This is a genomic window from Stenotrophomonas sp. RIT309 (genome assembly GCF_000632045.1).
In the GTDB taxonomy this organism is placed as follows: Bacteria; Pseudomonadota; Gammaproteobacteria; order Xanthomonadales; family Xanthomonadaceae; genus Stenotrophomonas; species Stenotrophomonas indicatrix.
The window spans coordinates 92,484-114,886 of record NZ_JFYS01000014.1; the positions used below are offsets into that span (position 1 = coordinate 92,484).

The 22,403-nt window shown below is 65.7% G+C and carries 24 protein-coding genes; 9 read left to right on the top strand and 15 right to left on the bottom strand.

What is annotated here, in order from left to right:
- Positions 1-46: 46 nt before the first annotated feature.
- Both BW38_RS10925 and BW38_RS10920 read left to right on the top strand, forming a co-directional pair.
- Positions 47-847, top strand: a complete 801-nt coding sequence (locus BW38_RS10925; RefSeq protein ID WP_032976265.1) for a restriction endonuclease — start codon at positions 47-49, stop codon at positions 845-847.
- A 58-nt stretch (positions 848-905) separates the two neighbouring features.
- A complete protein-coding gene (locus tag BW38_RS10920; protein WP_032976267.1) occupies positions 906-3,014 on the top strand; it encodes a TonB-dependent receptor in 2,109 nt (702 codons plus the stop codon).
- 41 nt (positions 3,015-3,055) lie between these two features.
- Here BW38_RS10920 and BW38_RS10915 read toward each other — a convergent pair whose 3' ends face one another.
- The 3 genes from BW38_RS10915 to BW38_RS10905 are packed head-to-tail and all read right to left on the bottom strand — an operon-like array spanning position 3,056 to position 4,743.
- Positions 3,056-3,571, bottom strand: coding sequence for a hypothetical protein (locus BW38_RS10915; RefSeq protein ID WP_032976268.1), 516 nt, complete (start codon positions 3,569-3,571; stop codon positions 3,056-3,058).
- A 48-nt stretch (positions 3,572-3,619) separates the two neighbouring features.
- A complete protein-coding gene (locus tag BW38_RS10910; protein WP_032976269.1) occupies positions 3,620-4,369 on the bottom strand; it encodes a hypothetical protein in 750 nt (249 codons plus the stop codon).
- A complete protein-coding gene (locus tag BW38_RS10905) occupies positions 4,366-4,743 on the bottom strand; it encodes a VOC family protein (protein ID WP_032976270.1) in 378 nt (125 codons plus the stop codon). Before BW38_RS10905 ends, BW38_RS10910 begins: the two co-directional genes overlap by 4 nt.
- A 166-nt stretch (positions 4,744-4,909) precedes the next feature.
- Between BW38_RS10905 and BW38_RS10900 the strand changes: the two genes are divergently transcribed.
- Positions 4,910-5,218 (top strand): hypothetical protein, encoded by a 309-nt coding sequence (locus tag BW38_RS10900; RefSeq protein WP_032976271.1) that lies wholly within the window; start codon positions 4,910-4,912, stop codon positions 5,216-5,218.
- A 12-nt stretch (positions 5,219-5,230) separates the two neighbouring features.
- Here BW38_RS10900 and BW38_RS10895 read toward each other — a convergent pair whose 3' ends face one another.
- Positions 5,231-5,809: a TetR/AcrR family transcriptional regulator gene (locus BW38_RS10895; RefSeq protein WP_032976272.1), complete on the bottom strand. Its 579-nt coding sequence runs from the start codon at positions 5,807-5,809 to the stop codon at positions 5,231-5,233.
- Positions 5,810-5,878: 69 nt separating this feature from the next.
- Here BW38_RS10895 and BW38_RS10890 point away from each other — a divergent pair, with 69 nt between their 5' ends.
- The gene (locus tag BW38_RS10890) at positions 5,879-6,424 is read left to right on the top strand and encodes a thioesterase family protein (RefSeq protein ID WP_032976274.1); all 546 of its coding nucleotides are present in this window, start codon (positions 5,879-5,881) and stop codon (positions 6,422-6,424) included.
- A 15-nt stretch (positions 6,425-6,439) separates the two neighbouring features.
- Here BW38_RS10890 and BW38_RS10885 read toward each other — a convergent pair whose 3' ends face one another.
- From BW38_RS10885 to BW38_RS10875, 3 genes are all read right to left on the bottom strand, one after another.
- The gene (locus tag BW38_RS10885) at positions 6,440-7,159 is read right to left on the bottom strand and encodes a hypothetical protein (RefSeq protein ID WP_051584998.1); all 720 of its coding nucleotides are present in this window, start codon (positions 7,157-7,159) and stop codon (positions 6,440-6,442) included.
- Positions 7,160-7,361: 202 nt separating this feature from the next.
- Positions 7,362-8,108: an SGNH/GDSL hydrolase family protein gene (locus BW38_RS10880; protein ID WP_235189952.1), complete on the bottom strand. Its 747-nt coding sequence runs from the start codon at positions 8,106-8,108 to the stop codon at positions 7,362-7,364.
- Positions 8,109-8,202: 94 nt separating this feature from the next.
- Positions 8,203-9,171, bottom strand: a complete 969-nt coding sequence (locus tag BW38_RS10875; RefSeq protein WP_032976278.1) for a DUF2268 domain-containing putative Zn-dependent protease — start codon at positions 9,169-9,171, stop codon at positions 8,203-8,205.
- Positions 9,172-9,311: 140 nt separating this feature from the next.
- Here BW38_RS10875 and BW38_RS10870 point away from each other — a divergent pair, with 140 nt between their 5' ends.
- Positions 9,312-10,295 (top strand): hypothetical protein, encoded by a 984-nt coding sequence (locus BW38_RS10870; RefSeq protein ID WP_032976280.1) that lies wholly within the window; start codon positions 9,312-9,314, stop codon positions 10,293-10,295.
- A gap of 13 nt (positions 10,296-10,308) precedes the next feature.
- On the opposite strand, the gene BW38_RS10865 is transcribed toward BW38_RS10870, so the two are convergent.
- The 4 genes from BW38_RS10865 to BW38_RS10850 all read right to left on the bottom strand — a co-directional run bounded on the left by BW38_RS10865 (position 10,309) and on the right by BW38_RS10850 (position 14,605).
- A complete protein-coding gene (locus BW38_RS10865) occupies positions 10,309-10,632 on the bottom strand; it encodes a hypothetical protein (RefSeq protein WP_032976281.1) in 324 nt (107 codons plus the stop codon).
- Between the two features lie 138 nt (positions 10,633-10,770).
- Positions 10,771-11,532, bottom strand: coding sequence for a hypothetical protein (locus BW38_RS10860; protein ID WP_032976282.1), 762 nt, complete (start codon positions 11,530-11,532; stop codon positions 10,771-10,773).
- 121 nt (positions 11,533-11,653) lie between these two features.
- Positions 11,654-14,116, bottom strand: coding sequence for a prolyl oligopeptidase family serine peptidase (locus BW38_RS10855; RefSeq protein ID WP_032976283.1), 2,463 nt, complete (start codon positions 14,114-14,116; stop codon positions 11,654-11,656).
- A gap of 153 nt (positions 14,117-14,269) precedes the next feature.
- Positions 14,270-14,605 carry a hypothetical protein gene (locus BW38_RS10850; protein WP_025876944.1) on the bottom strand — a complete coding sequence of 112 codons (336 nt, stop codon included), beginning with the start codon at positions 14,603-14,605 and terminating at the stop codon, positions 14,270-14,272.
- Positions 14,606-15,365: 760 nt separating this feature from the next.
- Here BW38_RS10850 and BW38_RS10845 point away from each other — a divergent pair.
- From BW38_RS10845 to BW38_RS10830, 4 genes are all read left to right on the top strand, one after another.
- Positions 15,366-15,872, top strand: a complete 507-nt coding sequence (locus BW38_RS10845; protein WP_235189949.1) for a hypothetical protein — start codon at positions 15,366-15,368, stop codon at positions 15,870-15,872.
- 13 nt (positions 15,873-15,885) lie between these two features.
- Positions 15,886-17,319, top strand: a complete 1,434-nt coding sequence (locus tag BW38_RS10840; protein ID WP_032976286.1) for an XVIPCD domain-containing protein — start codon at positions 15,886-15,888, stop codon at positions 17,317-17,319.
- A gap of 64 nt (positions 17,320-17,383) precedes the next feature.
- On the top strand, positions 17,384-18,160 hold the full coding sequence (locus tag BW38_RS10835; RefSeq protein WP_032976287.1) for a HipA family kinase: 777 nt from the start codon (positions 17,384-17,386) through the stop codon (positions 18,158-18,160).
- Positions 18,138-18,530: a DUF3037 domain-containing protein gene (locus BW38_RS10830; protein ID WP_025876936.1), complete on the top strand. Its 393-nt coding sequence runs from the start codon at positions 18,138-18,140 to the stop codon at positions 18,528-18,530. The genes BW38_RS10835 and BW38_RS10830 overlap by 23 nt, the downstream gene beginning before the upstream one ends.
- A gap of 4 nt (positions 18,531-18,534) precedes the next feature.
- On the opposite strand, the gene BW38_RS10825 is transcribed toward BW38_RS10830, so the two are convergent.
- From BW38_RS10825 to BW38_RS10810, 4 genes are read right to left on the bottom strand one after another with little or no spacing between them, the layout of a single operon-like run.
- Positions 18,535-18,918, bottom strand: a complete 384-nt coding sequence (locus tag BW38_RS10825) for an energy transducer TonB (protein WP_032976288.1) — start codon at positions 18,916-18,918, stop codon at positions 18,535-18,537.
- 46 nt (positions 18,919-18,964) lie between these two features.
- The gene (locus tag BW38_RS10820) at positions 18,965-19,588 is read right to left on the bottom strand and encodes a DUF4952 domain-containing protein (protein ID WP_235189950.1); all 624 of its coding nucleotides are present in this window, start codon (positions 19,586-19,588) and stop codon (positions 18,965-18,967) included.
- A gap of 24 nt (positions 19,589-19,612) precedes the next feature.
- Complete coding sequence (locus tag BW38_RS10815) at positions 19,613-21,244, bottom strand: peptidoglycan-binding protein (protein WP_032976289.1); 1,632 nt, start codon at positions 21,242-21,244, stop codon at positions 19,613-19,615.
- A 47-nt stretch (positions 21,245-21,291) separates the two neighbouring features.
- A complete protein-coding gene (locus tag BW38_RS10810; RefSeq protein ID WP_032976290.1) occupies positions 21,292-22,380 on the bottom strand; it encodes a lysozyme inhibitor LprI family protein in 1,089 nt (362 codons plus the stop codon).
- Positions 22,381-22,403 lie beyond the last annotated feature (23 nt).

Here is a 22,403-nt window from a genome sequence, read left to right on the forward strand (position 1 = left end):
TCGGAAGGCTCGACTGAACAATGGCGAGCACGTCGGAGAAAAATGCATGGGACGCAGGCGCAACAGTCTTCTGGATGTCATGGCCACATGGCCGTGGTACATCAACGCAGCGGTGGGCGGGCTCGGCTTCGCCACTCTGCGCTGGTTGTTACCGGCTTGGCGCCAACCTGTCACTGCCCCCACTGGCGACATCCTCCTTCAGGTTCTTGCCCAACCGGTATTTGCCTGGGCCTGGTTGGCGATCTGCATGCTTGCCACCTTGTTTTCCTTGGCTGGCGCCTATAAGCGACGCCAGCTGCTGGATACCCGAACCGGGTTGGAAAGCCTGGCCACGACGGGCTGGCGAAACTTCGAGCTTCTTGTCGGCGAAGCCTTCCGGCGCCAAGGCTATGCAGTCGAAGAAACCGGACTGGGCGGCGCGGACGGTGGCATCGACCTGATCCTGCGACGCAACGGCAAGCGCACGCTGGTGCAATGCAAGCAATGGCGACGGCAGCAGGTAGGCGTGGCGGTCGTGCGCGAGATGTACGGGCTGCTCGCGCACCACAAGGCGGACGCGGCAATGGTTGTCAGCTCGGGCAAGTTCAGCCGTGATGCCCAAGCCTTCGTGGCGGGCAAACCCGTCGCATTGGTGCCCGGCGCCGAGCTACTGCGGATGATCCGCGAAGTGCAGACTCGGCCGATCACCGAACCGTTGGAACGGCTGGAGCCAACCCTGGCAACGCCCACGCAAGCCGCAACTGCCGCGACCTGCCGGAAGTGCGCTGCGCCGCTGGTTGAGCGCAAGAACCGGACTACTGGCGAGTTGTTCCTGGGATGTAGCCGATTCCCGGCCTGCCGGGGGTGACGTACCGCACTCGACCTGTTAACTTGCGCGCCTGTTTTTTGGTTTACAGACTGTCCGCATGCCCTTCCTGTCGCATCGCCCCGCCCCCTCCTTGCTGTCGCTGGCCATCCTGCTTGGCCTGTCCGCCACCGCCCACGCCGCCCCACAGGCCACCACGCTGGACGCGGTGCAGGTCACTGCCGCCGATGCCAGCGCGCAGGCGCGCGAGGCGCTGAAGCGCGTGCCGGGCGCCAGCAACGTGATCGACGTGGCCAAGGCGGACAGCCGCCTGTCCAGCAGCGCCGACGTGTTGGCCTACCAGCCCGGCATCAGCGCGCAGTCGCCGGGCAACGAAGGCACCAAGGTGTCGATCCGCGGCTCGGGCATCAACCGCGGCCCGGGTGCACATGCTTCCGGCATTGCGGTGTCGATCGACGGCCTTCCACTGACCGGCCCGGGCGGCACACCTTACGAACTGCTGGAACCGTTGTGGCTGTCGCGCGTGGAAGTGCTGCGCGGTGCCAACGGCTTCGAACGCGGCGCGCTGGCACTGGGCGGAGCCATCGACTACATCAGCCGCAGCGGTCGCGACTCGGCGGGCGTGCAGCTGCACTACGAAGCCGGCAGCCGCGGCTACCAGAAGCGCGGGATCAGCTGGGGCGGCGTCAGCGGCGATGTCGACTACTTCCTGGCCTATACCGATACCGGATTCGATGGCTACCAGCGCCATGCGGCTGGCGATGGCAAGGGCGCGATGGCCAACATCGGCTGGCAGATCACCCCCGATCTGCAGACCCGCTTCTTCGTGCGCTACCGCGAAACCAACCACGAGACACCCGGGCGCCTGACCCGCGAGCAGATCCGCAATGATCCGCGCGCGGCGAACGCGGCCAACCTGGCCATCGATGCGCGCCGTCCGCAGCCGGGCAGCACCTGGGTGGGCAATCTCACCACCCTGCAGATCGACGAGGATTCCTCGCTGCAGGCCGGGCTGGTCTATCACAAATACCCGATGGACTTGAACGAGAGCCTGTACCGCCAGCAGCTGGACTACGCCAACCTCAATGCCACGCTGGACTACCGTCGCCGGCACACGCTGTTCGGTTTGGACAGCGAGACCACCATCGGGCTGCGCATTACCCACGACCTGGATGCCGATGTGCGCGAGTCGCTGCGCTTTGCCAACAACGGTTATGCCGCCGGCACCCGCACGCGCGACTTCCGCCACCACGGCACCGACAGCACGCTGCACATCGGCAACAACCTGGCCGTGAATGATCGCCTGCGCGTACAGACCGGTTTTGCACTGATCAACACCCGCCGCGATGTGCAGGTCACGTGGCCGAGCAGCGGCGGCCGCCTGCGCGACCACGACTGGGACTACGCGCCGCGGCTGGGCTTCACCTGGCAGCAGACGCCGCAGACGCAGTGGTTCGGCAACCTCAGCCGCTCAGTGGAAGCGCCGCACCCGTGGTCGATGATCTGGGGCTCGAACCAGTACTTCGGCGCGGGCAATGGTCCTTCCACCGGCCGCCAGCGTGCGCCGGTGCCGATGCAGAACCAGACCGCCACCACGCTGGAACTGGGCGCACGCGGTGAAGCGGCGCTGGGTCGTTGGGAATTGACCGGCTACTACGCGCACGTGAACCACGAGCTGCTGAGCGTGGAACTGCAGCCGGTGCCGAACCTGTTCATCGCTGAGAACAACGCCAGCCCCACCGTGCACCGTGGCATCGAAACCGGTCTGGATAGCACCTTGTGGCAGGCTGCACCGGGCCGTCTGTCGTTGCGCCAGGCGTACACCTTCAGCGATTTCCGCTATCGCCATGACACGCGCTTCGGCAGCAACCGCCTGCCCGGCCTGCCGCGCCACGCTTACCAGGCCGAACTGCGCTTCGACCACGCCTCGGGCCTGTATACCGCACTGAACACCGAGTACGCCTCACGCATCGCGGTGGACTACGCCAACAGCTATTGGGCGGACAGCCACGTCATCTTCGGCAGTCGCATCGGTTACGACGCACCGGGCGGCCGCTGGCAGCTGTGGGCGGAGATGCGCAACATCGCTGACCGCCACTACGCCGCCACCGTCACCCCCGGTTACAACGATGCCGGCAAGGACGTGGCGCGCTCGACGCCCGGCGAAGGCCGCGGCGTGTATGCAGGCGTGCACTGGCGCTTCGACTGATTCACAAGGGGAGCGCCGGGCATCGCCCGGCGCCCCATGGATCATGCAATGCGCCAGGACGGCAGGCGCTCGCTGCGCCGCCACACGGTTGGCGCGAAACCCATCATCAACAGCCCTGCCAGCCACTTCGGCGACGTGCTGAGCAGTGTAGAGGCCAACGCGGCATCCAGCGGAGCGGCGTCCTCCTGCCACGGGTTGTAGCCCAGGTAGATGATGCTGCCCGCCCACCACAGCAGGGCCACCCCGATGCCCACCAGCAGCAGGGCCATCGTGCGGCAGGTCCAGCGCTGCGAGGTCGTCCCCCATTCGCGGGAAATGGCCGCCAGCAGGCCGGCCACCAGCAGCGACACCACGGTCACCAGGCCGATGTCGACCTTGTGCCCGATGCGTTCATAGGTGCAGGCGCGGCACTGGGCTTCTTCGGCGGCCGCATCTGTTGTGGGCGGGGTGGCCGTAGGCCCGGACTGGGCCAGCACCGCGAAGGGCATCAACAGGGCGAGCATCGCCACCATCAGCCAACGAACAAACTTCCTGTTCCTGCGTGCAGCGACATCCATGCGCTTCTCCTTGCGTGTGATTGATATTAAACGTCGTGGCAGATCCTGTTACAACGCCTTGAATACCTGCATCAGGCTGACCGCATCCGGCGCCAACTGCTGCGCAAGCCAGCCCAGCCCGGCGAAAAACACCAGCAGGCCCAGTAGCGGCCAGATCGTATGGGACAGGCACAGCCGCCACCACCCCTGTGCCTGCATGCCCTGCATCCGCTTGTACAGACCCCCGGCGATGGCCGCATCCACCAGCAGCTCGGCCATCAGCACCGGCGCCGACCAGACCACCCAGACACTGGCCACGAGCACTGTAGCCACCAGCGCCATGATGCCGAGAATGGCCAGCAACGGCAGGCCTGCGTCGCCGTCGGCCACGTCCAGCAACGATGCGCTGTCGGCGCTCGCGCTGGAGGACGCTGCGGCTTCGCCCCAGGAGGCGGACGCGCCACCACCGCCGGAATGCCCGCCGCTGCCGGTCCACGGCGGTGCTTGGCTGTCACCGCCGCCGGGCGCGGACCCCAACCCATCGGCCACTGCATCCCAGCGCCACCGGATCCAGACCCACATCAGCAGCAGGAACACGCCATAGGCGATCAGCACGGCCAGCGGATAGCGCAGCAGCATCGCGTCCATGCCTGCCAGGCGCAGCACGTGCGAGGCGAGGAATCCGGCGGCACCGGTCAGCACGACAATCACGGCCATCTGCAGCCGCGGCCAGCCACGATGCTGCAGCTGCCGACGTGCACGCATCGCTTCGCCGCTGCGGCTGCCCGTCATCGAAACGGGCTGGCGTCCGTGTTTCATGCCGCCGCCTTGGTCACCGCCTCGATGCGATGGCCATCTGGATCGATCACGAACGCAGCGTAGTAGCGCTCGCCATAGTCCGGGCGCAGACCGGCAGGTCCGTTGTCCTGGCCTCCAGTGGCCAAGGCCGCATGATGGAACCGATCAACGGCGTCGCGCGAGGTTGCCGTCAACGCCAGATGGAAGCCAGGTCCCGGCGCAACCGCATCGTCGCGCAGCTTCAGGCACAACAGGTCTTCATCCTCGACCAGGCCATAGCCGATCGCAGTGTCGTCTTCGAAAACGCGGCGGTAACCGAGTGCTGCAAGAACGGCATCGTAAAAGCGACCTGCACGCTCGAGATCGCGGACACCCAACGAGAGGTGGTGCAGCATGCAGACATCCTTGCCAGGCACGCGCGGGCTGCGCTGGCCGGATTCTACCCTGCCGTGGCGCCGCGTCTACAGGCCACGTCCCATCCAGTTCCCGCCCGATCCACGGCAACCGCAGTCCGGCGTGGATCCTATATTCTGGGCAGCCACGGAACGGATCGGCTCCTGCATGCAAGCGTCCCAGTTCACCCGCCCTGTTGCCATCGTCATGTTCCTGCCGATGATCGGCCTGGCAGGCTGGGGGTCGTGGTTCGCGACCTATTGCATGAGTGACGGCTGCCTGGGCGTGTTTCCACTTTGGCTTGGCGCAATGGCGGCCTTGTTCCTGCAGGCCCTGCTGGTCTTGCCTGTGCATGCCTGGGCACTGAAACGGCAAGGGGCCGATGCGGCCAGCCGCTATGTACGCTGGCTGGTGGCATCCAGTATCGCTGTGCTGGTGCCCATGTTTGCCGGGTGGGTCTACATGTTCTTCAAGTAGTCCGCGCGCCGCTCAAGCAGGCGGTGCGGCTGCCTTCAACAGCTGCGCAGCCACCTGGTCGAACGGGGCGATGTCCTGCAGTGCGCGGCTCATCGCCACTGCGCCTTCCACACTGGCAATCACCAGGCTGGCCAGGCCGGTCGCCTGGGCAGGCGCGTGCCCATCGGCGACGAACGCCTCAGCCAGGTGCCCCTGCCAGCGGGCAAACACCTCGGCGGCCGCCGCACGTGGCTGGCTCGGCAGGGCCTCCACCGGCTCCTCGACGGCTGCCGCCAGCACCGGGCAGCCGGCACGAAAACCGGTGCGCAGCAGGCGCTCGCGCCACAGCGCCAGGAACTGCTGCAACCCCTGCACCGCGCCGCCCTTCAGCAGTTCGATCAGCAGCGCCTCCACCTTGTCGCCGGCCATCGTGGTGGCCCGTGCCAACAATTCCTGCTTGCCGCCCGGGAAGTGGTGATACGTGGACCCGAGCGGCGCATCAGCCAGTTTGGTCACTTCGCGGATGCTGGTCGCGTTGAGGCCCACACGCGCGAGCATCTGCGCTGCGGCATCGATCACACGCTGGGGGGCATCGGATGATCGCGGGCTCACGGCCGGCTCCTTGCTAAGACAGTCGTCATAGACTAGCGTATCGCCCGTTCTATAACAGTCGTCATAACCATGAATCTCTGGTTCCGCCTGCTCCACCTGCTGCTGTGCAGCCTATTCCGTCCGAAGCTGGAGGCCCCGTTCGGCGTCTCCCGCCTGCAGTTCCGGGTGCTGCCCAACGACCTGGACAGCAACCTGCACATGACCAACGGCCGCTACTGGAACATCTTCGACCTGGGCCGGCTGGACCTGATCCTGCGCATGGGCCTGGGCAAGGTGGCGCTGCGTGAGAAGTGGGCGCCGATTGTTGGCGCCGGCACCATCCAGTTCCGGCGCGAGCTGAAGCCGTTCCAGCGCTTCACCCTGGAAACGCGACTGATCGGCTGGGTCGGCACACGCGGCATCATGGAGCAGCGCGTACTGATCGGCCCGGAGCAGAAAACCGCCACGCGTGCACTGCTGATCACCGGCATCTACGACCGCCGCGCACGTCAGTTCGTCGGCATGCCACAGATGATGGAATCGATCGGCGTGGTTGCTCCGCCCTCGCCGGCCCTGAGTGCGGCAGCGGAGGCGCTGCTGGCTGCCGATCTGGCGTTGAAGCAGGACCATGATTGACCCCTGCCACGCGGATCAGGGGGCAGACGCCTCCACCATCATGGGGGTCACGAAGGTGATCTGCGTGCGGCCACCCACATGCAGCACATACTCGAAGGTCTGCCGCATCTGGCTGTACGCGCCACCTTCGGGCGCACCATAGTTGGCGCCGACGCTCACGGTGTGCCGACCGGGCGTCAGTGGCTTGAGCATCAGCCAGTAGCCGTCGGCCGCAGCCAATCTCGAGTCGTCGTCATCCGGATCCATGCGGAAGCAACCTTCGCTCTTCACCCGGTGCAGGCGCACGTCACCCAACGGCTGCCCGTCCAGCAGCACCACAGCGCTGACAAGATGGTCGTTGTTGATCGCCGCGCCGGCCTGCAGCTCCTCGCAGGAGACGTCTTCCCCGGTCTGGTAGCTGGCCATGTTGATGATGGGCAGCAACAGGTGCCTGCCTTCGGGCACCACGCACTGCCTGCGTGGCTGGAAGCGGCCATTGGTTCCTGCCAGGTTCCAGACCGGCCCCTCCTGCCCCAGTTCGCACAGGCGACCATCGGGATCCAGGTAAGGCGCAACCCTCTGCTCGTCAGCCCAGCGCCACCAACGCGCGGTCCATTCGCTCAGGGAAATGCCGGCCACCGCCTCACGTGTGACCGGTGACGCTGCAGGCGCGGCAAGGGCGCTCGCCTGACCTGCAAACATCAGTACCGTGGCCACGCCGGCCAAGCGCAGCCTGCTGCCGATTCCGTTCTGCATTCCCTGCCTCGTCGTCCCTGGCGGCCACCGTGCGCGGCCGGCTCGGTGGACACTCTATCGCAGCGGCGCCGCGTCCATTGGTGATGCGTTTCTGTGAGTGGCTTCTGGCGGAACTGGCGATAGGGTAGTGCCGGCCGCTGGCCGGTAATCCGTTCGGTATGCAGATCGAGGTTGCCGGCCAGCGGCCGGCACTACTCCAATCTCAGCGCTTGGGCACGTTCGCCTGCGCGCGCTTGATCGCCGCCTCGGCCAGCGGTGCCATCAGCGCATAACCCTTCGCCGTCGGATGCACGCCATCGGTTGCCAACTGCGCATCCAGTCCGCCGGCACGGTTGGCCATCGGCGTGTGGTAGTCCAGATAGACCAGCCCGCGCGCATCGGCCTGCCGCTTCAACGCAGCATTCAATGCACGCACCTTGGGCGCAGGTGCTATGCCCGGCATCCACGGGTACTCGCTGACCGGCAACACCGACGCCAGCACCACCGCAATGCCATGCGCTTTGGCCAGATCCAGCATGGCCCGCAGGTTGTCCTCGATCATCGCCTGCGTGGCCGGGCCGGTGTTCCCGGCGATGTCATTGGTGCCGGCCAGGATCACCACCACATTCGGGCGCAGCGCCAGCACATCCTGAGAAAAGCGCACCAGCATCTGTGCGGTGGTCTGCCCGCTGATGCCGCGATTGAGGTAACCCTTGCCGGGGAAGAACGTGCTGCTGCCTTCCTTGCCCCAGCCTTCGGTGATCGAATCGCCGAAGAACACCACGCGTGACTGGCCGTCCCGTGGCGCGGGCAATGCAGCATTGGCTGCGCGGTACTTCTGCAGCTGCGGCCAATCGGACAGACGCTGCTGCATGAAGCGCACTTCATCTGGCTGCACCTGCTCCACTGGCTTGGTCAGCAATGGATTGCTGGCCGCCTGCACCAACGCTGGCGTGGCCAGCCCCGCCATGAGCGATCCGGCCAGCAGCCAGGCCAGTGAAGTCCTCCTGCGCATGAGCATCCTCCGTTGTCGACCTGGGCAGTCTAGCGCGGCCTGCCAATGGTCACTTGGCCGATGCAGCCGCCCTTGCCGCCACACCCGTCACCTTCGCCGGCATCCACATGCCCGGCGTCCAGGCACTGGCCTGCAGGATCGCTTTGGCGTCCTTCTGCTGGATCAGCGCGCGCACGGCATCGCGCTTGTTGCCGGCCTGCAGGTAATACGCCTTGGCGATGCGGTAGCCCACCCAGTAACCCAGATCATAGGGCTCCTGCGAACCCGGCGTGTAGTTGTACAGCCAGGGCGTCAGATCGGTGCTGTCCACGTCCAGCGCGAAGGCACTTTCGATATGCACTTCCCTGCCCCGCGTCCAGCCGGCATGCCGGCCATTGCCAACGTTGCCGGAAATCAGCTCGGCGATGAACTCGGCGATCCCCTCGCCCAGCGACTCGCGCAGCACCGTCGCCTGCGGGTCGCCTGCTTCGTACTCGCTCACGCCGGTCTGCTGGATATGCACGTACTCATGCGCGATCACGTGCACGAAGCGGTCCTGCGCGTTGGCGTTCATGAAATCGGCCGCGCACAGTGCTTCCAGGCCGATCACCACGCCATCGGGGTACGTCATGCCCACCGGCTTGCCGCGCCCCACCACGATCGCCACCGGCGGAAACTTCGCCTGCGGATAGATCGCCTGCAGATTGGCGAACACCTGCACCAGTCGCTGCCGCACCGCCGGCAACTCCGCCAGGCAGGCCCGTCCATTGGCGTACAGCGCAGGGTCGCGCGCCATCGCTTCGGCCATGCGCTGGGCGGTCACCCGGCGCAGCTTGGCGAACTGGGCCAGGCTCGGCGTGCCCTGTGCCAGGTACTGCTCAAGCTGGGCCACGCTGGGCTTGCCGCCAGCGGCCTCGTACAGCGCGTAGAAACGGGTGGCATCAGCGGTCAGGATTTCCGGTCCCGGCGCGGCCGCCTGGGCAGTGCCGATCACCCCGCCGAGGGCCAGGGCAAGCAGGCAACGCAATGACACGAACATGGCTCCGTCCTTGGTGGAGTGCACGCGAAGCGCGCAATCTACCACCGCGTCATCGCATGCGCTGCCGTATCGTGCAACGCCCTCCCCTGCTGTGCCAGACTCGCGGCGAGCGGCTGCCATGGAAGCAAGGGGAAGACAGGATGATGATCGTTCCAGCCTACTGGGCCGAAGCCCGTCTGCAGGACAGGTACAGGGGCCGCCCGCTGGTGGTACGCCGGTTCGGCTGGTCCGACGACGACCAGGATGCCGCGCAGGCCCATGCCGATGCACGTGCGCGCGAAGCGCTCGATGCCATCCTCAGCGGCCAGGCCGTGCCGCGTCGCGAGCGACGAACCAACTACGGTGTGGAAGGCATCCCGATCCGCGAGCAGATCGTGCAGCGCAGCGATGACGTCATCGTTACCCGCAACAGCTACGGCGCGCTGTGCCTGAACACCCCGGACGTACTGTTTGCGGATATCGACCACGCGTCCACTCCGTCAGGCTGCGCATTGCCGCTGCTCGGTGCGCTGGGGCTGCTGGCGGCCGGTGCGCTGATCGGCGGTGCGCTGGGCAACTTCAACATCGGCCTGGCGGCCGGCGGCATTGCCATGGTGGTGGTCAACCAGATCCTGTCGGGGCGGCGCAATCGACGGCTGGCCCGGTCCGGCGGCGTCGAGGGCATCGCACTGCAGCGCGTGCAGGCATTCGTCGAGCACCACCCCGACTGGCACCTGCGCGCTTACCGCACCCCGGCCGGGCTGCGCATACTGGCGATGCATGCCACGTTCGAACCACAGGATGCGCAGGTGCATGCCTTCTTCAAGGCATTGGGCACCGACACGTTGTATGCACGCATGTGCACGCTGCAGCATTGCTTCCGTGCGCGGCTGACACCCAAACCGTGGCGGCTTGGCTTCATCGCGCACATCCGTCCGCCGGTGGCGGCCTGGTCGGCCCAGCAGGCCAGCAACCCCGACCGCCTGGCGTGGGTCGCCGAGTACGAAAGGGAAAGCGCCGGCTTCGCTGCATGCGCCTATGTCCGCAGCTTCGGCGATGAGCGCCGCGTGGATGCCAAGGCCGAACGCGTGCGCGACCTGCATGACCGGATGTCGCGTGCGCTGGAGAACCTGCCGCTGGGCTGAGTGCCCGTCGTGCTCAGCGGCCGCCCTGCACGAAGGGTTGGCCCGCCAGCGTGGTTCCCACCTGCAGAGCGACCTGCTGCCCATCCTTGGCGAAGGTGCTACGGCAATTGTTGCCGCCCTTCTGGCAGCCCACTTCCGGGAAACCGTCCAACACTTCCGGCGCATCGCGTGGCGGGCTGGCCTGCCATCCTGCGGCATCAAGAAGGCGCTTGGCCTTGCTGTAGGGCATGCCGGCAGTGATGCCCAACGCTGCCAGCTCGGCCGGCAGCGGCTGGGCGAATGCAATGCCCGGGACAACGGAAATCGACAGCGATACGGCGAGGATGAAGGCCTTCATGGAGCGAACCCGTAGCGGACATCAGATGCGCAGCGTACCGCAGCTTTGTGGCCGATCCATGCCTGCATCACAGATGGTTACGCAACACCCACAGGGGGATACCTGGCCCGGCTGTGCCCTCGCAGCTCCCCCCCCTGTTCATGGCCCGGTCGTGCACTTCAATGCCTCCAGCTCAAGCTCCTGTTTCAAGCGATGCTGCAGCCAGGTGCTTTTGAAGCGGGCACGTGTTGCCTCCCCCTCTGGCAGCAACCGGGTCAACGCGTCACTCAGCGCGGGGCGCCACTGATCCGGCGCGAGCGACAGTGATCGCTGATTCACCTGCCCACTAGACAGCTGCTTCCATGGCAACATCAAGGCCTTCTGCGATCTCGACAGAAACACCACGTCAGGCTTGCCCTGGCGCTTCACCGTGACCGACATCACCGGATAATCGTCAGTCCACGCCACCGCGTCCCCCCTGAAGTGCTGCTGCACCCGCTGCTGCAGCCCCTGGACAGTCAACGTCCGGCGGGCCCACGCCTGCTGATCGGCGAATGTGCACGATGCCGGCGGCATTGACCGCAGTTTCGGATCCAACTCCAGCATCTCAGCGCGATCAAGGCGGCCCGCAATCAGACTGATCGTGGCCTCCTTGGACAGCGGGGCAGCATCAATAGCCGCTTCGAACGCTTCGACCGCAGCAGCCGGCAATATCTGCTTGGGCAATTCCTGGCTTCCCGCCGAATCTGTGACACGAACACGCGTGGTGATTCCACGTACATCGCGCTCGATAAGCCAGTGCTCTGAAACACCTCCCCAACCGGACCAATCGTAGGCCACGTCGATGCGCATGGGCCCATCGGCTGCAGCAGCCATAGCGGCCGGACACAGGGCTACGACGACGAGAAACCAGGCCTTCATGACGCTCCTTGGAAAGCGGATTCTGTGGCACATGCAGCCTTCGTGCATAACAACCAGTCATGGCTCGGCGCTACTGGATGCCTGAACCAGAAAGGCCGCCCCGGAGGGCGGCCTTGCCGGATTACTTCGCGTTCTTCACGTAGGTGTCGAACCAATTCAGCATTTCCGACACCAGCTGCTCGTTCGATTCCAGCGCGGTGTACCAGTGCGGCTCGTTGGGCAGCATCACCAGGCGGGTGGTACCACCATTGCCGCGGATCGCCTGGTACAGCTTGCGCGACTGGAACGGCTCGGTGCCCGGGTTGGCGTCGTCCTCGCCGTGGACCAGCAGCAGCGGCAGCTTGATCTTGTCGGCGTAGAAGAACGGCGAGGCCTTCAGGTACACATCCTGCGCCTGCCATACCGAGCGACGCTCGTTCTGGAAGCCGAACGGGGTGAAGGTCTTGTTGTACGAGCCACTGGTCGCCACGCCGGCCTTGAACAGGTTGGTGTGGGCGATCAGGTTGGCGGTCATCAGGCCACCATGGCTGTGGCCGGTCACGCCGATACGGTTGCGGTCGACCACGCCCAGCTCCACGGCCTTGTCCACCGCCGCCTTGGCGTCGGCTTCCAGCTGTTCCAGATAGGTGTCGTAGGCGTTCTTCGGGTCACCCACGATCGGGAACGAGGCGTTGTCGATGATCGCGTAGCCGGCCAGCAGCATCAGGCGGTACGGCTGCAGACGGGTGAACGTCTGCTGCGAACCGGAGACCTGCCCGGCCTGTGCGGCATTGGCGAAGTCGGCCGGGTAGGCATACAGGATCGCCGGCACGCGCTGGCCTTCCTTGTAGCCCGGCGGCGTGTACAGGGTGAACGACAGGTCCACGCCATCGGCGCGCTTGTAGGTCACCAGGCGCTTCTGGATCTGCCGCACTTCCGGGGTCGGGTCGACCAGCTTGGTCAACGCAGCAGGCTTGGACTGGAACTGTGCCTCGCCGGCCTTGGCATCGTTGATGCGCTCACCGAGCAGACGCACGAACGCGTTCGGCGGGTCCATCACCGACTGGTGCCAGGTCAGGAAGCGACCCGGTGTATTGCTGAACCCCAGGAACTGTTCGTACGCATCGGCATCACTGCGGAACAGACGTTCGCTCTTCAACGTAGCCAAATCGAGCGCATCCAGGAACGGACGGTCGCCCTGCGGCGACGCCCCCTGCCCGCGCAGGAACACGGTGTTGCCCTCCTGGCGCACCACCGGCGCACCGCTGGGGAGGCGCTTGAACACCAGGTTGCCCGGGTTGCCGTACAGCTCATCGCTGGACATGTCCCACAGCAGGCGACCTTCCTTCTTCGGCTGGTCCACATCGACGATGCGGGCCTGCATCCAGTGGCGGTTCTCGTCGTTCTCGAACTGGAACGACACGGCCGGGTCGGCCGACCACGCAAATCCCTCGAAGCGCTGTGCAGTGCGGGCGATTTCCACCGGCTTGCCGGTGAACGGGGCCTTCAGCATCAGCACGCGATCGCGATGCGGCACGCTCACCTTCCAGTCGCCCTTGTCCAGCGCTTCGGCATAGACCAGGGTGGCCGGATCGGTGGAGCGCCAGTCGTAACCCCGCGGGCCTTCCGGCACACCGTGTACCGGCACGCGATCGGCCAGCGGCAGGCTCGCCAGAACCGTATTGCGGCCATTGGCCAGGTCCAGCACCGCCACATCATTGGCGAAGCGCTGGTAGGTCACCGCATGCGAGAACGGCGCCTTCAGGGTCTCGGTCAGCACATGCACGCCATCGGGTGCGGCGTTGACGTCGTTGTACAGCGCCGGCTGGCCAACCGGGCGCACGCTGCCGGCAGCGGCATCGACCACCGCCAGCTGCGAGGCACCGTAATAGGCGAACAGCTTTTCGTCGTGCACGCTGGTCAGCGTGTCGCGCGCTTCATAGGTGCTGCTCTCGCCACTGCTGCCCAGCGACTCCTGCGCGTCCGGACCGGTGGGCGTACCGCCGTTGGACGGCGCCGGCCCCTGGTTGGCCGGCACCAGCTTCACCAGCAGGTTCTGGCTGCCGCCCAGCCACTGCACCGTGCTGCCGAAGATGGGGTTCAACTGCACGTTCGGCACCTGCTTCACCTGGCCGGTGGCGGCGTCGCCCACCCACAGCTGCACGCTGGTATCGACGGCATTCTGGAAGGCGAAACGGCTGCCATCGGCCGACCACTGTGCGCCACCTGCGCACCCCTGCGGCAGGTTCACCTTGGTGCTCTTGCCGCTGACGATCTCGACCAGGGTGAAGTCGGCCACACAGGCCGGAATGCCATAGCCGCCGGGGGTGTCGTGGCGGCTGCGGTTCTTCGGTTCCAGGCGCACGCCAGCCAGCTTCAGGTACGGCTGGGCGACGCGGGTGATGGACGGATAGGTCTGTGCGGTGGTCAGCAGCAGGCGCTGGCCGCTGGGGTCGATGTTCGGTGCCGGCGGCGGCGGCGCCTTGAGCACCTTGAGCAGGTGTTCCGGCGGCTTGGCGTAGTCGGCAAAGGCCGGGCCGGCGGCCAGCAGGCCGAGCGTGGCAACGGCAACGGCCGCCGCCAGAGAGGTACGACGGATGAGCATCCTTTTCCCCTGGGGTGTGAGTTGGGTACCCGCACGGCGGGCATGGGCCGAATCTAACACCCCCTGCCCACCGGGAAATGGGCCGGAAGGGCTAGTCGCCCCATCCTGCAAAGCGTGGCCCTGCCTGGCCCGGCCCCTCTGGATGCCCTTCGCCTACTGCCGCGCGTGCAACTCCCAGGTGGACAGATAATCGGGATCGATCACCGTCACCCCGCTGGAACGCAACTGGTACTCGCCTGGCGCGGCCGGCAGGTACTGGTCCAGCATGGGCGGCAGGTAGCGCTCATGGCCGTCATCGCCATCGGCCAGCACCAGCCCTTCTTCGGCACTGACCCTCAGCACGGTGCCGGCAAACTGCTCCAGCCCCTGCACCTGGCCATCGCCGCCAAAACGGGTAACGCCCACCAGCACCAGCTTGCCAATCATCTGCGCGGCCTTGGCATCATCCAGATCCAGGGGCGGCAGGGCTCCTCTCGATTCGTTGCTCATCGTGCACCTCGGAAGCCTGCGTGGACATCGTGGACGAGATGCGCGCCCAGTGCTGCGAACGAAGCAGCGCCATGGGGCGACTCGCATGCATGTAGTGGCTCTGCGCATTGCGGGATGCAGAGCCAACCATCGGTGCTCAACTCACGGAAGAATTCTGTCTGAGGCTGCATGAACCGCAGCAACGTCTTCAGCATGTCTGCCAACACCAGCGCACGCTGCCTGCGCGATAGGCTGGTTGCTGATGCGGTAGGTATACGCGTGAACAGGACTGTGCATCGCGGGCCTCCTTGCCGAGGGGAGTGGCCTCGCAGGACCACGTTCAACGCTGCGCAAATGTGCCGGAAACAAGCTGGCGGGTGTCGGTCGCGGGAAAACGGCAGGGAGGCCTGCAATTCAAGGCCACGCCAGTGCTTGATCGACTCACGGCTGGATGCTGCCACCTCTCAAGGAATGAGGAAGTGAAGAAAATTCCATGGCATCCAGAGCCGACTGCGCGCCGCCAGGGAGAGCCCGGCGGTGGCAACTCCGCTTGCAGCAAACACCTGAGATCCGAAGCGCCCGGCCCCGGTGCCAGCAATCGTCAATTGCATTTAACCTGTGATTCACCTGGCCCACTTTAGGGTCAGCGCTCAACATGCAGGGAACGCTTATGCTTGGGTACGCATTCACACGGCCGTGGACGATCGTCCTAAGTGCGGCCTCGCTCTGCGCCTGCGCACACGCGACTGACCATTCGTCGACTTCTCAAGGACCCGCTACCATGGCATCGACTGCCTCCGACGCCGCAACGCCGTCTGCGCTCACCGCAGATCAGCTTCTTTTGCGCCTGCTGGATCTGATCAAGGACACCACCTCCACCCGTGAACTGACCCTTGAACGGGTATCGCAGGCCATGCAGGCGCCCGCGCAGAGTTTCGGCCCAGGTCATTTCGGCTACGGTGGCACGCTCACTCCAGAGTGGAGCTACGGCCTCGAGGTCAAGAAGGCTGGCGCCGCCGATGCGCGTCTCGATCTCAATTTCATCGACACCACCGCCGACCGCAAAGCCAACGCAACGGCGATCTGCCAGGTCGACTTCAATCAGTTCGCCTCGGCTCTGCAGGCTGCGGGCTTCAAGCGCGACACCATCCGCGGCGAGCACGGCCGGGTCATCCATGACCGTTTCGATCGCCCGAACCTGAGCATCAAGGTCGACACGATGGCTGAGAATCCGACCCCGTCTGGCGAGCCGGCGCATGCCTGCGTCCGCCTTGTCACCGTGCAGTAAGGAGCAGCGCACCATGCCTACGCTTTCAGCGGATACGGAACGCCTCCTGACCGAATTTGCAGGAAAACCCGATGTAACGACCGATCAGGTCGACAACCTTCGCAAGGCCATTGCCAATTCTCCGGCGCTGGCAACCCAGGTCGACTTGGCCATCACCGCCGGTCATCTGCAGCGCTTCGAGCTGTTGCCCGTCGACAGCAATGTGGGCGGCGAGTACGTCAGCGGCGCAAAGGCCATCCGCCTGCCGGCATCCAGTCTGTCCACGCTGGCAGCCCCGGACAAACACGATGCTGCAGAGCTGACCTTCGTTCTGGGCCATGAGATCCAGCATGGGCTCAATGATGCAGCGACCGAACGGGCCTATGAGCAGTTTGAATCCGATATTGCAGACATTGCCGCGCGCGATTCGACCCACGACTACACCCAGGCCATCGGCACCCTGCTCGCAGCCAACCGGCGCGACGAGGCATCGGCGAACATCGAGGGCTGGAATGCACTGGTCGGCATGGTCAAGACCGCCAAACCGGACGCCACGCTGGAAGATCTCTACAAAGCAAGTACCCGTGCAGAGGAGTTCGTGCGCGTGCAGCCCGGCCCGCCGATGACCTATGCCGCGCATCCGGACCTGACGCTCAATGCAGACCTGAGCATGACCGCCACTGCCGCCAACATCGAGGGCATGGGCAAGCACTACTACGACGAAGGTGTGTCGTCGCGGCTGGGTCCCAACGGCAATTCGGATTACCAGAACTACTACGCCACCGATGCCATCGGCCGCGCCTGCAAGGAAGAGGCCAAGAACCCCGCACCCGATGGCATCAGCCGGATGTCGGTGAACATGGCACAGCTCGGCCTGCAGGAAAGCCTGCTGGAACAGAACGGTCTCTCTCTGGGTAAAGGCACTCCACCACGGCAGCCCTACTTCGATACCAGCACCTCGCCGTCCACGCTGCACTATTTCGACCACACCGAGGGCACCTACGCCCACGTGCCCATCACTGCACAGGCAACCACACCCGTGCCGACCGAAGCGCAGGCTGCGCCGTTGGCGGGTGGCAACGACCGTGCCCTGCACGATCAGATCCGCGGCAAGGTGGCAGAGCTGGATGCCGCCAACGGCCGCAGCTTCGACGCCTCCAGTGAACGACTGAGCGCAAGCCTGCTGGTACTGGCCCGCGAGAACGGCCTGGACCGCGTGGATCATGTGGTGCTCAGCCGGCAGGCAGGCGATGTCGCTGCGGCGCAGAACGTGTTCGCGGTGAAGGGCGCGCTGGATGATCCTGCGTCGCTGCGTGCATCGGCAGCCACGGCCGAAGCCGCGCAGCGGCCGGTGCAGGAAAGCCTGGACAGCCTCGCCCTCGTCAACCAGCGCCAGGCCGACCACGCCTCGCAGGAACAGACGCGCCAGCAGGTGCAGGAACAGCAGCGCAGCGCGTTGTCGCACTGACGTCAGGGACAGCGCCGGGCACCACCCGGCGCAACCCAAGCATGGGCCACGCTAGAATGCACCCATGCGTACCGTCCATGCCCTCCGCTATATAACCCCCTTGCGGGAAGGTGGCTCGCTGCCTGCCGTGGTCGAGACCGACGACGACGGTATGGCGGTGCTCAAGTTCCGTGGCGCTGGCCAGGGGCCCAAGGCGCTGATCGCCGAGCTGATCGCAGGCGAGATGGCACGCGCGGTGGGCCTGCCGATTCCGGAGATCCTGTTCGTCGAGCTGGACAGCGAATTCGCCCGCACCGAGCCCGACCCGGAGATCCAGGACCTGATCCGCGCCAGCGAGGGCCTGAACCTGGGTCTGGATTACCTGCCCGGCGCGATCAACTACGACCCGGCGGCGATGCCGGTGGACGCTGACCTGGCCTCGCGCATCGTCTGGTTCGATGCGTTCACCAGCAACGTCGACCGCACCACGCGCAATCCGAACCTGATGGTGTGGCATCGCAAGCTGTATCTGATCGACCACGGCGCGGCGATGTACTTCCATCACGACTGGGCCAACGCCGGCGATGCCTGCGAGAAGCCCTTCGTGCTGATCCGCGACCACGTGCTGCTGTCGTTCGCCAGCCGCATCGCCGAGGTGGATGCCGAACTGGCCGCGCGCCTGCCGGATGCGGAAATCGAGCGCATCGTCGGCCTGGTGCCGGACAGCTGGCTGGTTGATGAGCCGGCCTTCGACAGCCCGCAGGCTTACCGGCAGGGCTACATCAACTACCTGAAGCATCGCCTGAAGGTGCGTGCGGTGTTCGTGCAGGAGGCCATCCGTGCCCACGCTGCACACGTATGACTATGCCGTCATCCGCGTGGTACCGCGGGTGGAACGCGAGGAGTTCATCAACGTCGGCGTGATCGTGTCCTGCCCGGGCGCACGGCACCTGGAAGCGGCAATCGAGATCGATGCCGCGCGCCTGCACGCCTTCGCGCCGGCGCTGGATATTGAAGCGCTGCAGCCGTGGCTGGATGCCATCGTGGCGATCTGCCGGGGCGATGCCGGCGCCGGCCCTATCGCGCAGCTGCCTGCGCGCGCGCGCTTCCATTTCCTGACCGCCAAGCGCAGCTCGGTGGTGCAGATGTCCAGCACACACGTAGGCCGCACGGCGGACCCGGCGGGCGTGGTCGAACACCTGATGGCAAAGATGGTTCGGGTACCTGCCTAGCGCACTACTTGCCACCGCCCCAGCGTGCAGTCATTTCGCTGCGGATCGGCGTGCGCTCGGTGTTGCTGTCCGTTGCCGTGAAGCGCATCGCCTTGACCGCATTCAACGCCCAGCCACTGAAGGCCGTCGACGGCTTGGCCTCCACCACCTTTACGTCATACGTGCGGCCGCGCTTGTTGACCGAATAGGCCACGGTCACCTCCTCCGCGAACGGCACACGGCCGGGGTCGACATTGAGTTGTGGGCGGAAGGTGCCCTCCACCGGCTTCCAGTACGTCAGCGCTTCGGCCTGCGGCAGCTGCAGCGGCTCGGGAGATGCGGCGGTGGCGACCTGGCTCAGTGCCAGGGCAAGCGTGATGGCAGCAACACGGAGCAGCATCGGGGGCATGGTTGTCATTCCTTGTACGCCAGTGGTTGGTTTCAAGCGTACGCCATCAGGGGCCTTTGCGGTTCACCGCAACGGTTACCGTGAAGTAGGGAATCGCGCTCCACTGCGTGCGCGGATGGTGCAGCGATTCCACGCCCATGCCGATCTGGTACTTCACGCTGCCCGGCTGCTCATGCCAGACATAAGGCGCGCCGCTGCTCCAGCCACAACATACATATGTCAATGACGGCATGCCAAAGGTCTGCTGCAGATAGGCTTCGATCTTCGCCGCCGAGGCACCGCTGACGCGATACCGCGCTTCCATCGGCTGGATGTAGGAATCGTCGTCCTGCGTGCAGCCCACGTATTCCAGCTCGGCTGGTTTTCGTCCCATCGCCTGCAGGAAATCCTGGCAGACGGTGTCGGGGCGGGCCAGGCCTTCGGAGCGGCCGTGCAGTTCCCACTCTGCGATCGCACTGATAGGCGCCTGCGCGCTGGCAGTGACGGCGCTGCCGATCAGAAGCAGCAGCCCAGCACTGCTTCCGAGGCGGACGAAACAGGAGGCAGACAGACGCAACAGGGTGATGGCAGATCCTCCGTGGGCGTGACGACATGCCATCGTAATCGACTGGCGCAGCCACCCGCTGCGAACGCTTCGATCAACGCTGCCCCGCAGCAGCGACGGACCCACAACGGGCACGTCGCTGTTGTCGGCTCAGGCCAATGAAGGCCCGCGGTTCTCGTGCTGGCGGCTGTCGAGGGCGAGTTGCTGCTCACGCTGCCGATGGTCACCGGCCAGATCGCGCACCATGTCGTCCATCGAGCGCGCGGGCTGCGCCGTATCCACACTGGCGCGCTCACCGGGAATCAAGCCGGCGACCCACAGGCGATCTCCGGCCATCATGACCCGGTCGACGCGCCCGGCATCGTCGATACCGTTGCGCTTGGACTCCAGCACGGCCTGCACGACGTGCTCATCGCCGATGGTTCCGGGTACTCCCTGGCGGATGCGCTCGAACAACGCTGCATCCCTGGGCGACAGCGAATCCACGCCACTGTGCTGTGGCAGCGGTTCCTGCGTGGCCGGGCCAGCGACCGGTGGATTCGCCGCAGCCTGCTGCCGCGCCTGTACCTGCTCCGGCTGGAACTCCGCCCGCGTATAGGGCGGACGCTGTGGCGGCCAGTTCTCTGCTCGGTCGAATTCGGTGGTGGGGGCAAACTCGCGCGCCACCGCTGCATCGTTCAACTGCCGGCGCGCATCTTCATCGATGGTGTTGCCCGGGCGCAGGGGCAGGCCGTAGTCCTGCTGGAAACTGCGCATGGCCGCCTGCATGCCGGCATCAAACGTGCGCGCCTCGCGCTCGGCACGTGGGTTCGGTTCGGCAAGGTACCCCAGCTCCTCCAGCTGGCGGCGCATCTCGAACACCGGCTCGCCCTTCTCACCTGGGCGCAGGTTACCGTCGGCCAGCGGCCCAGTCAGATCGGTCACCGTCCGGCGCTTGAAGTCCGGATCGACCGCCAGCGTGTCGGTGCGCATGCGCTCCAGCAATGCATCGTCGATGCGACCATTGGCCGGACTGATGCCCCGCTCGGTCTGGAAGCGGCGCACGGCCTGCTCGGTGGAAGAACCGAAGTCCCCATCGGGCTTGATCGCGGCATTGGCGTTGTTGCGGATGTCCAGCCGCTGCAGGTACTGCTGTGCTTCCAGCACCTTCTGGTTGGCGTCACCACGGTGCAGGTCCATCGCCCCAGCGGGCCCCTGCTGGATCGGCACCGGCATCTGGAAGCCCGGCTGCTGAACGCGCTGGACCAGGCCGGCGACCTGCGATTCCCATCCGGTGGCCAGCGTGGCGATGGCGTCCGGATAGGGACTGTCGTTGTTCAACTCACCGCCATTGACCGAGGCTCTCGCCTGTCGGTAGTCGACATGGCTGGCGTTGACGTTGTCGGACAGCCGCACGCCGAACATGCCATCGCGCATCCCCACCACCAGCACCTTGGTGGCGATTTCCGCTTCGGCCGCCCGCTCCGGGTGCTCGACCAGCTCGCGGCCCATTCCCAGCGCCTCGCCCAGCCGCTCGTAGTTGTTGACGTGGGTAAGGTGGGCAAAACCCCGGCCGAAATACTCTTCACCGCCGAAGTAGCGCAGATCCACCGCCTGCTTCCTGCCCCAGTCTTCCTCGGGCGCGGCGAAATTGCGCGATTCGTGCTGTGCTGTAGCCAGCACGTAAGCAATCTGCCGGTGGTCGGTAACGCCATTGTCGATACAGGTGCGGACGATCATCTCGACCGACTGGTCCCGGGTCAGGCCGAAGCCTGACCCACCCTTTCCATAGCCTTCGCTCATCCTTCAGCTCTCCAGTTCCGGAACGCATCCATTCGTCAGGGAAGGACCTACTTCAGCAGGTCCGATTCAGTAGGGACCTGACCCTTGCAGGTGTCATAGCGGCGCATCAGCAGCGTGCGTGGTTCGGTTCCGCGCAGTTGGATGACCTTGTCTTCCCGCTCGCACGGGCTTGCCTTGCCGCGCAGTACGAACCGGCCGTTGTCGATATGGTCGATGTCACGTCCACCGATGGCCGCTTCCAATGCCTTGGCACGCACATAGCGGTTGCCCTTGGCATCAAACAGGTAGAACGCGTGGACGGGAGCGTTGTAGACACCGTTGTTGTCCTGCCATACCTGCAGGTCTGGCAAGCCATCGCCGTTGAAGTCAGAAGCGGTCAGCAGCACGGCGGCCGCAGCATGGGTATTGGCACCGGCGCGGGTCAGGCGTGGCTGCATGTCCGTGACGGCCACCTTGCGGCCGCCACGGGTCACGCCCATGCTCCGCACCTGACAGGTCATCACGTTATCGGTGCCGCTGCAGTCGGCCACCTGGAAGACCACCTGCAGCGCAGGCGTGATCCTGCCCTCGCCGGGCTGCAGGACGATCCTGCCCTGCCTATCGGGTTCGCCATCTGCGGTATGAGCGGCGACCTGCGTGGGTGCCGGGGCCGCCTTGGCTTCAGCAACCAGGGCCGCCGCACCACCGGCCTGCAGCTGGCGGGCACGCAGCAGAGTCATGTGTATACGGCACTGCTGCGAATCCAGTTGGGCAGCGGCATTGCCACCTTCCGGGCAACGACGGTCACGCTGGCGCAGCCATTGCCGCTGCAGATCGCGCAGTACCTGCTGATCATTGGCCGTCATCGTGGAGCGCGCCGCGCTGTAGGCGGCGTTGAGCGCATCGTCGTGCGCCTTGAATTCAGCGTCGACACAGCGACGACGAGCGTCCAGCGCCGTGCCCGCATTGGCCATGCACGGCGCATAGGCGGGGCTCAGGTAACGCACATCGCCGGCGATCAGTTCGGCACCGCTGGGCAGCTTGCGTACGGTGGGCGGGGGCGAGGCCTGTGCCGATGCCCACAGGCAAGGGCCAAGCAGAAGCAGCCCAGCCAGCAACCGGGTGGCACGCCCCGGCAGGCGTTCTGAGTTCAGCATGCGATTCCTTCCGTGGGGCTTGG

Excerpts from the sequence above, each read along its gene's own strand:
- BW38_RS10900 (WP_032976271.1), top strand. The coding sequence starts at position 4,910 with ATGCAAGCGTCCCAGTTCACCCGCCCTGTTGCCATCGTCATGTTCCTG.
- BW38_RS10825 (WP_032976288.1), bottom strand. The coding sequence starts at position 18,918 with ATGCCCCCGATGCTGCTCCGTGTTGCTGCCATCACGCTTGCCCTGGCA.
- BW38_RS10880 (WP_235189952.1), bottom strand. The coding sequence starts at position 8,108 with ATGGCGGGGCTGGCCACGCCAGCGTTGGTGCAGGCGGCCAGCAATCCA.
- BW38_RS10845 (WP_235189949.1), top strand. The coding sequence starts at position 15,366 with ATGGCATCGACTGCCTCCGACGCCGCAACGCCGTCTGCGCTCACCGCA.
- BW38_RS10890 (WP_032976274.1), top strand. The coding sequence starts at position 5,879 with ATGAATCTCTGGTTCCGCCTGCTCCACCTGCTGCTGTGCAGCCTATTC.
- BW38_RS10925 (WP_032976265.1), top strand. The coding sequence starts at position 47 with ATGGGACGCAGGCGCAACAGTCTTCTGGATGTCATGGCCACATGGCCG.
- BW38_RS10815 (WP_032976289.1), bottom strand. The coding sequence starts at position 21,244 with ATGAGCGAAGGCTATGGAAAGGGTGGGTCAGGCTTCGGCCTGACCCGG.
- BW38_RS10810 (WP_032976290.1), bottom strand. The coding sequence starts at position 22,380 with ATGCTGAACTCAGAACGCCTGCCGGGGCGTGCCACCCGGTTGCTGGCT.
- BW38_RS10875 (WP_032976278.1), bottom strand. The coding sequence starts at position 9,171 with ATGTTCGTGTCATTGCGTTGCCTGCTTGCCCTGGCCCTCGGCGGGGTG.
- BW38_RS10850 (WP_025876944.1), bottom strand. The coding sequence starts at position 14,605 with ATGAGCAACGAATCGAGAGGAGCCCTGCCGCCCCTGGATCTGGATGAT.
- BW38_RS10910 (WP_032976269.1), bottom strand. The coding sequence starts at position 4,369 with ATGAAACACGGACGCCAGCCCGTTTCGATGACGGGCAGCCGCAGCGGC.
- BW38_RS10860 (WP_032976282.1), bottom strand. The coding sequence starts at position 11,532 with ATGAAGGCCTGGTTTCTCGTCGTCGTAGCCCTGTGTCCGGCCGCTATG.
- BW38_RS10920 (WP_032976267.1), top strand. The coding sequence starts at position 906 with ATGCCCTTCCTGTCGCATCGCCCCGCCCCCTCCTTGCTGTCGCTGGCC.
- BW38_RS10885 (WP_051584998.1), bottom strand. The coding sequence starts at position 7,159 with ATGCAGAACGGAATCGGCAGCAGGCTGCGCTTGGCCGGCGTGGCCACG.
- BW38_RS10855 (WP_032976283.1), bottom strand. The coding sequence starts at position 14,116 with ATGCTCATCCGTCGTACCTCTCTGGCGGCGGCCGTTGCCGTTGCCACG.
- BW38_RS10870 (WP_032976280.1), top strand. The coding sequence starts at position 9,312 with ATGATGATCGTTCCAGCCTACTGGGCCGAAGCCCGTCTGCAGGACAGG.
- BW38_RS10905 (WP_032976270.1), bottom strand. The coding sequence starts at position 4,743 with ATGCTGCACCACCTCTCGTTGGGTGTCCGCGATCTCGAGCGTGCAGGT.
- BW38_RS10865 (WP_032976281.1), bottom strand. The coding sequence starts at position 10,632 with ATGAAGGCCTTCATCCTCGCCGTATCGCTGTCGATTTCCGTTGTCCCG.
- BW38_RS10835 (WP_032976287.1), top strand. The coding sequence starts at position 17,384 with ATGCGTACCGTCCATGCCCTCCGCTATATAACCCCCTTGCGGGAAGGT.
- BW38_RS10915 (WP_032976268.1), bottom strand. The coding sequence starts at position 3,571 with ATGGATGTCGCTGCACGCAGGAACAGGAAGTTTGTTCGTTGGCTGATG.
- BW38_RS10840 (WP_032976286.1), top strand. The coding sequence starts at position 15,886 with ATGCCTACGCTTTCAGCGGATACGGAACGCCTCCTGACCGAATTTGCA.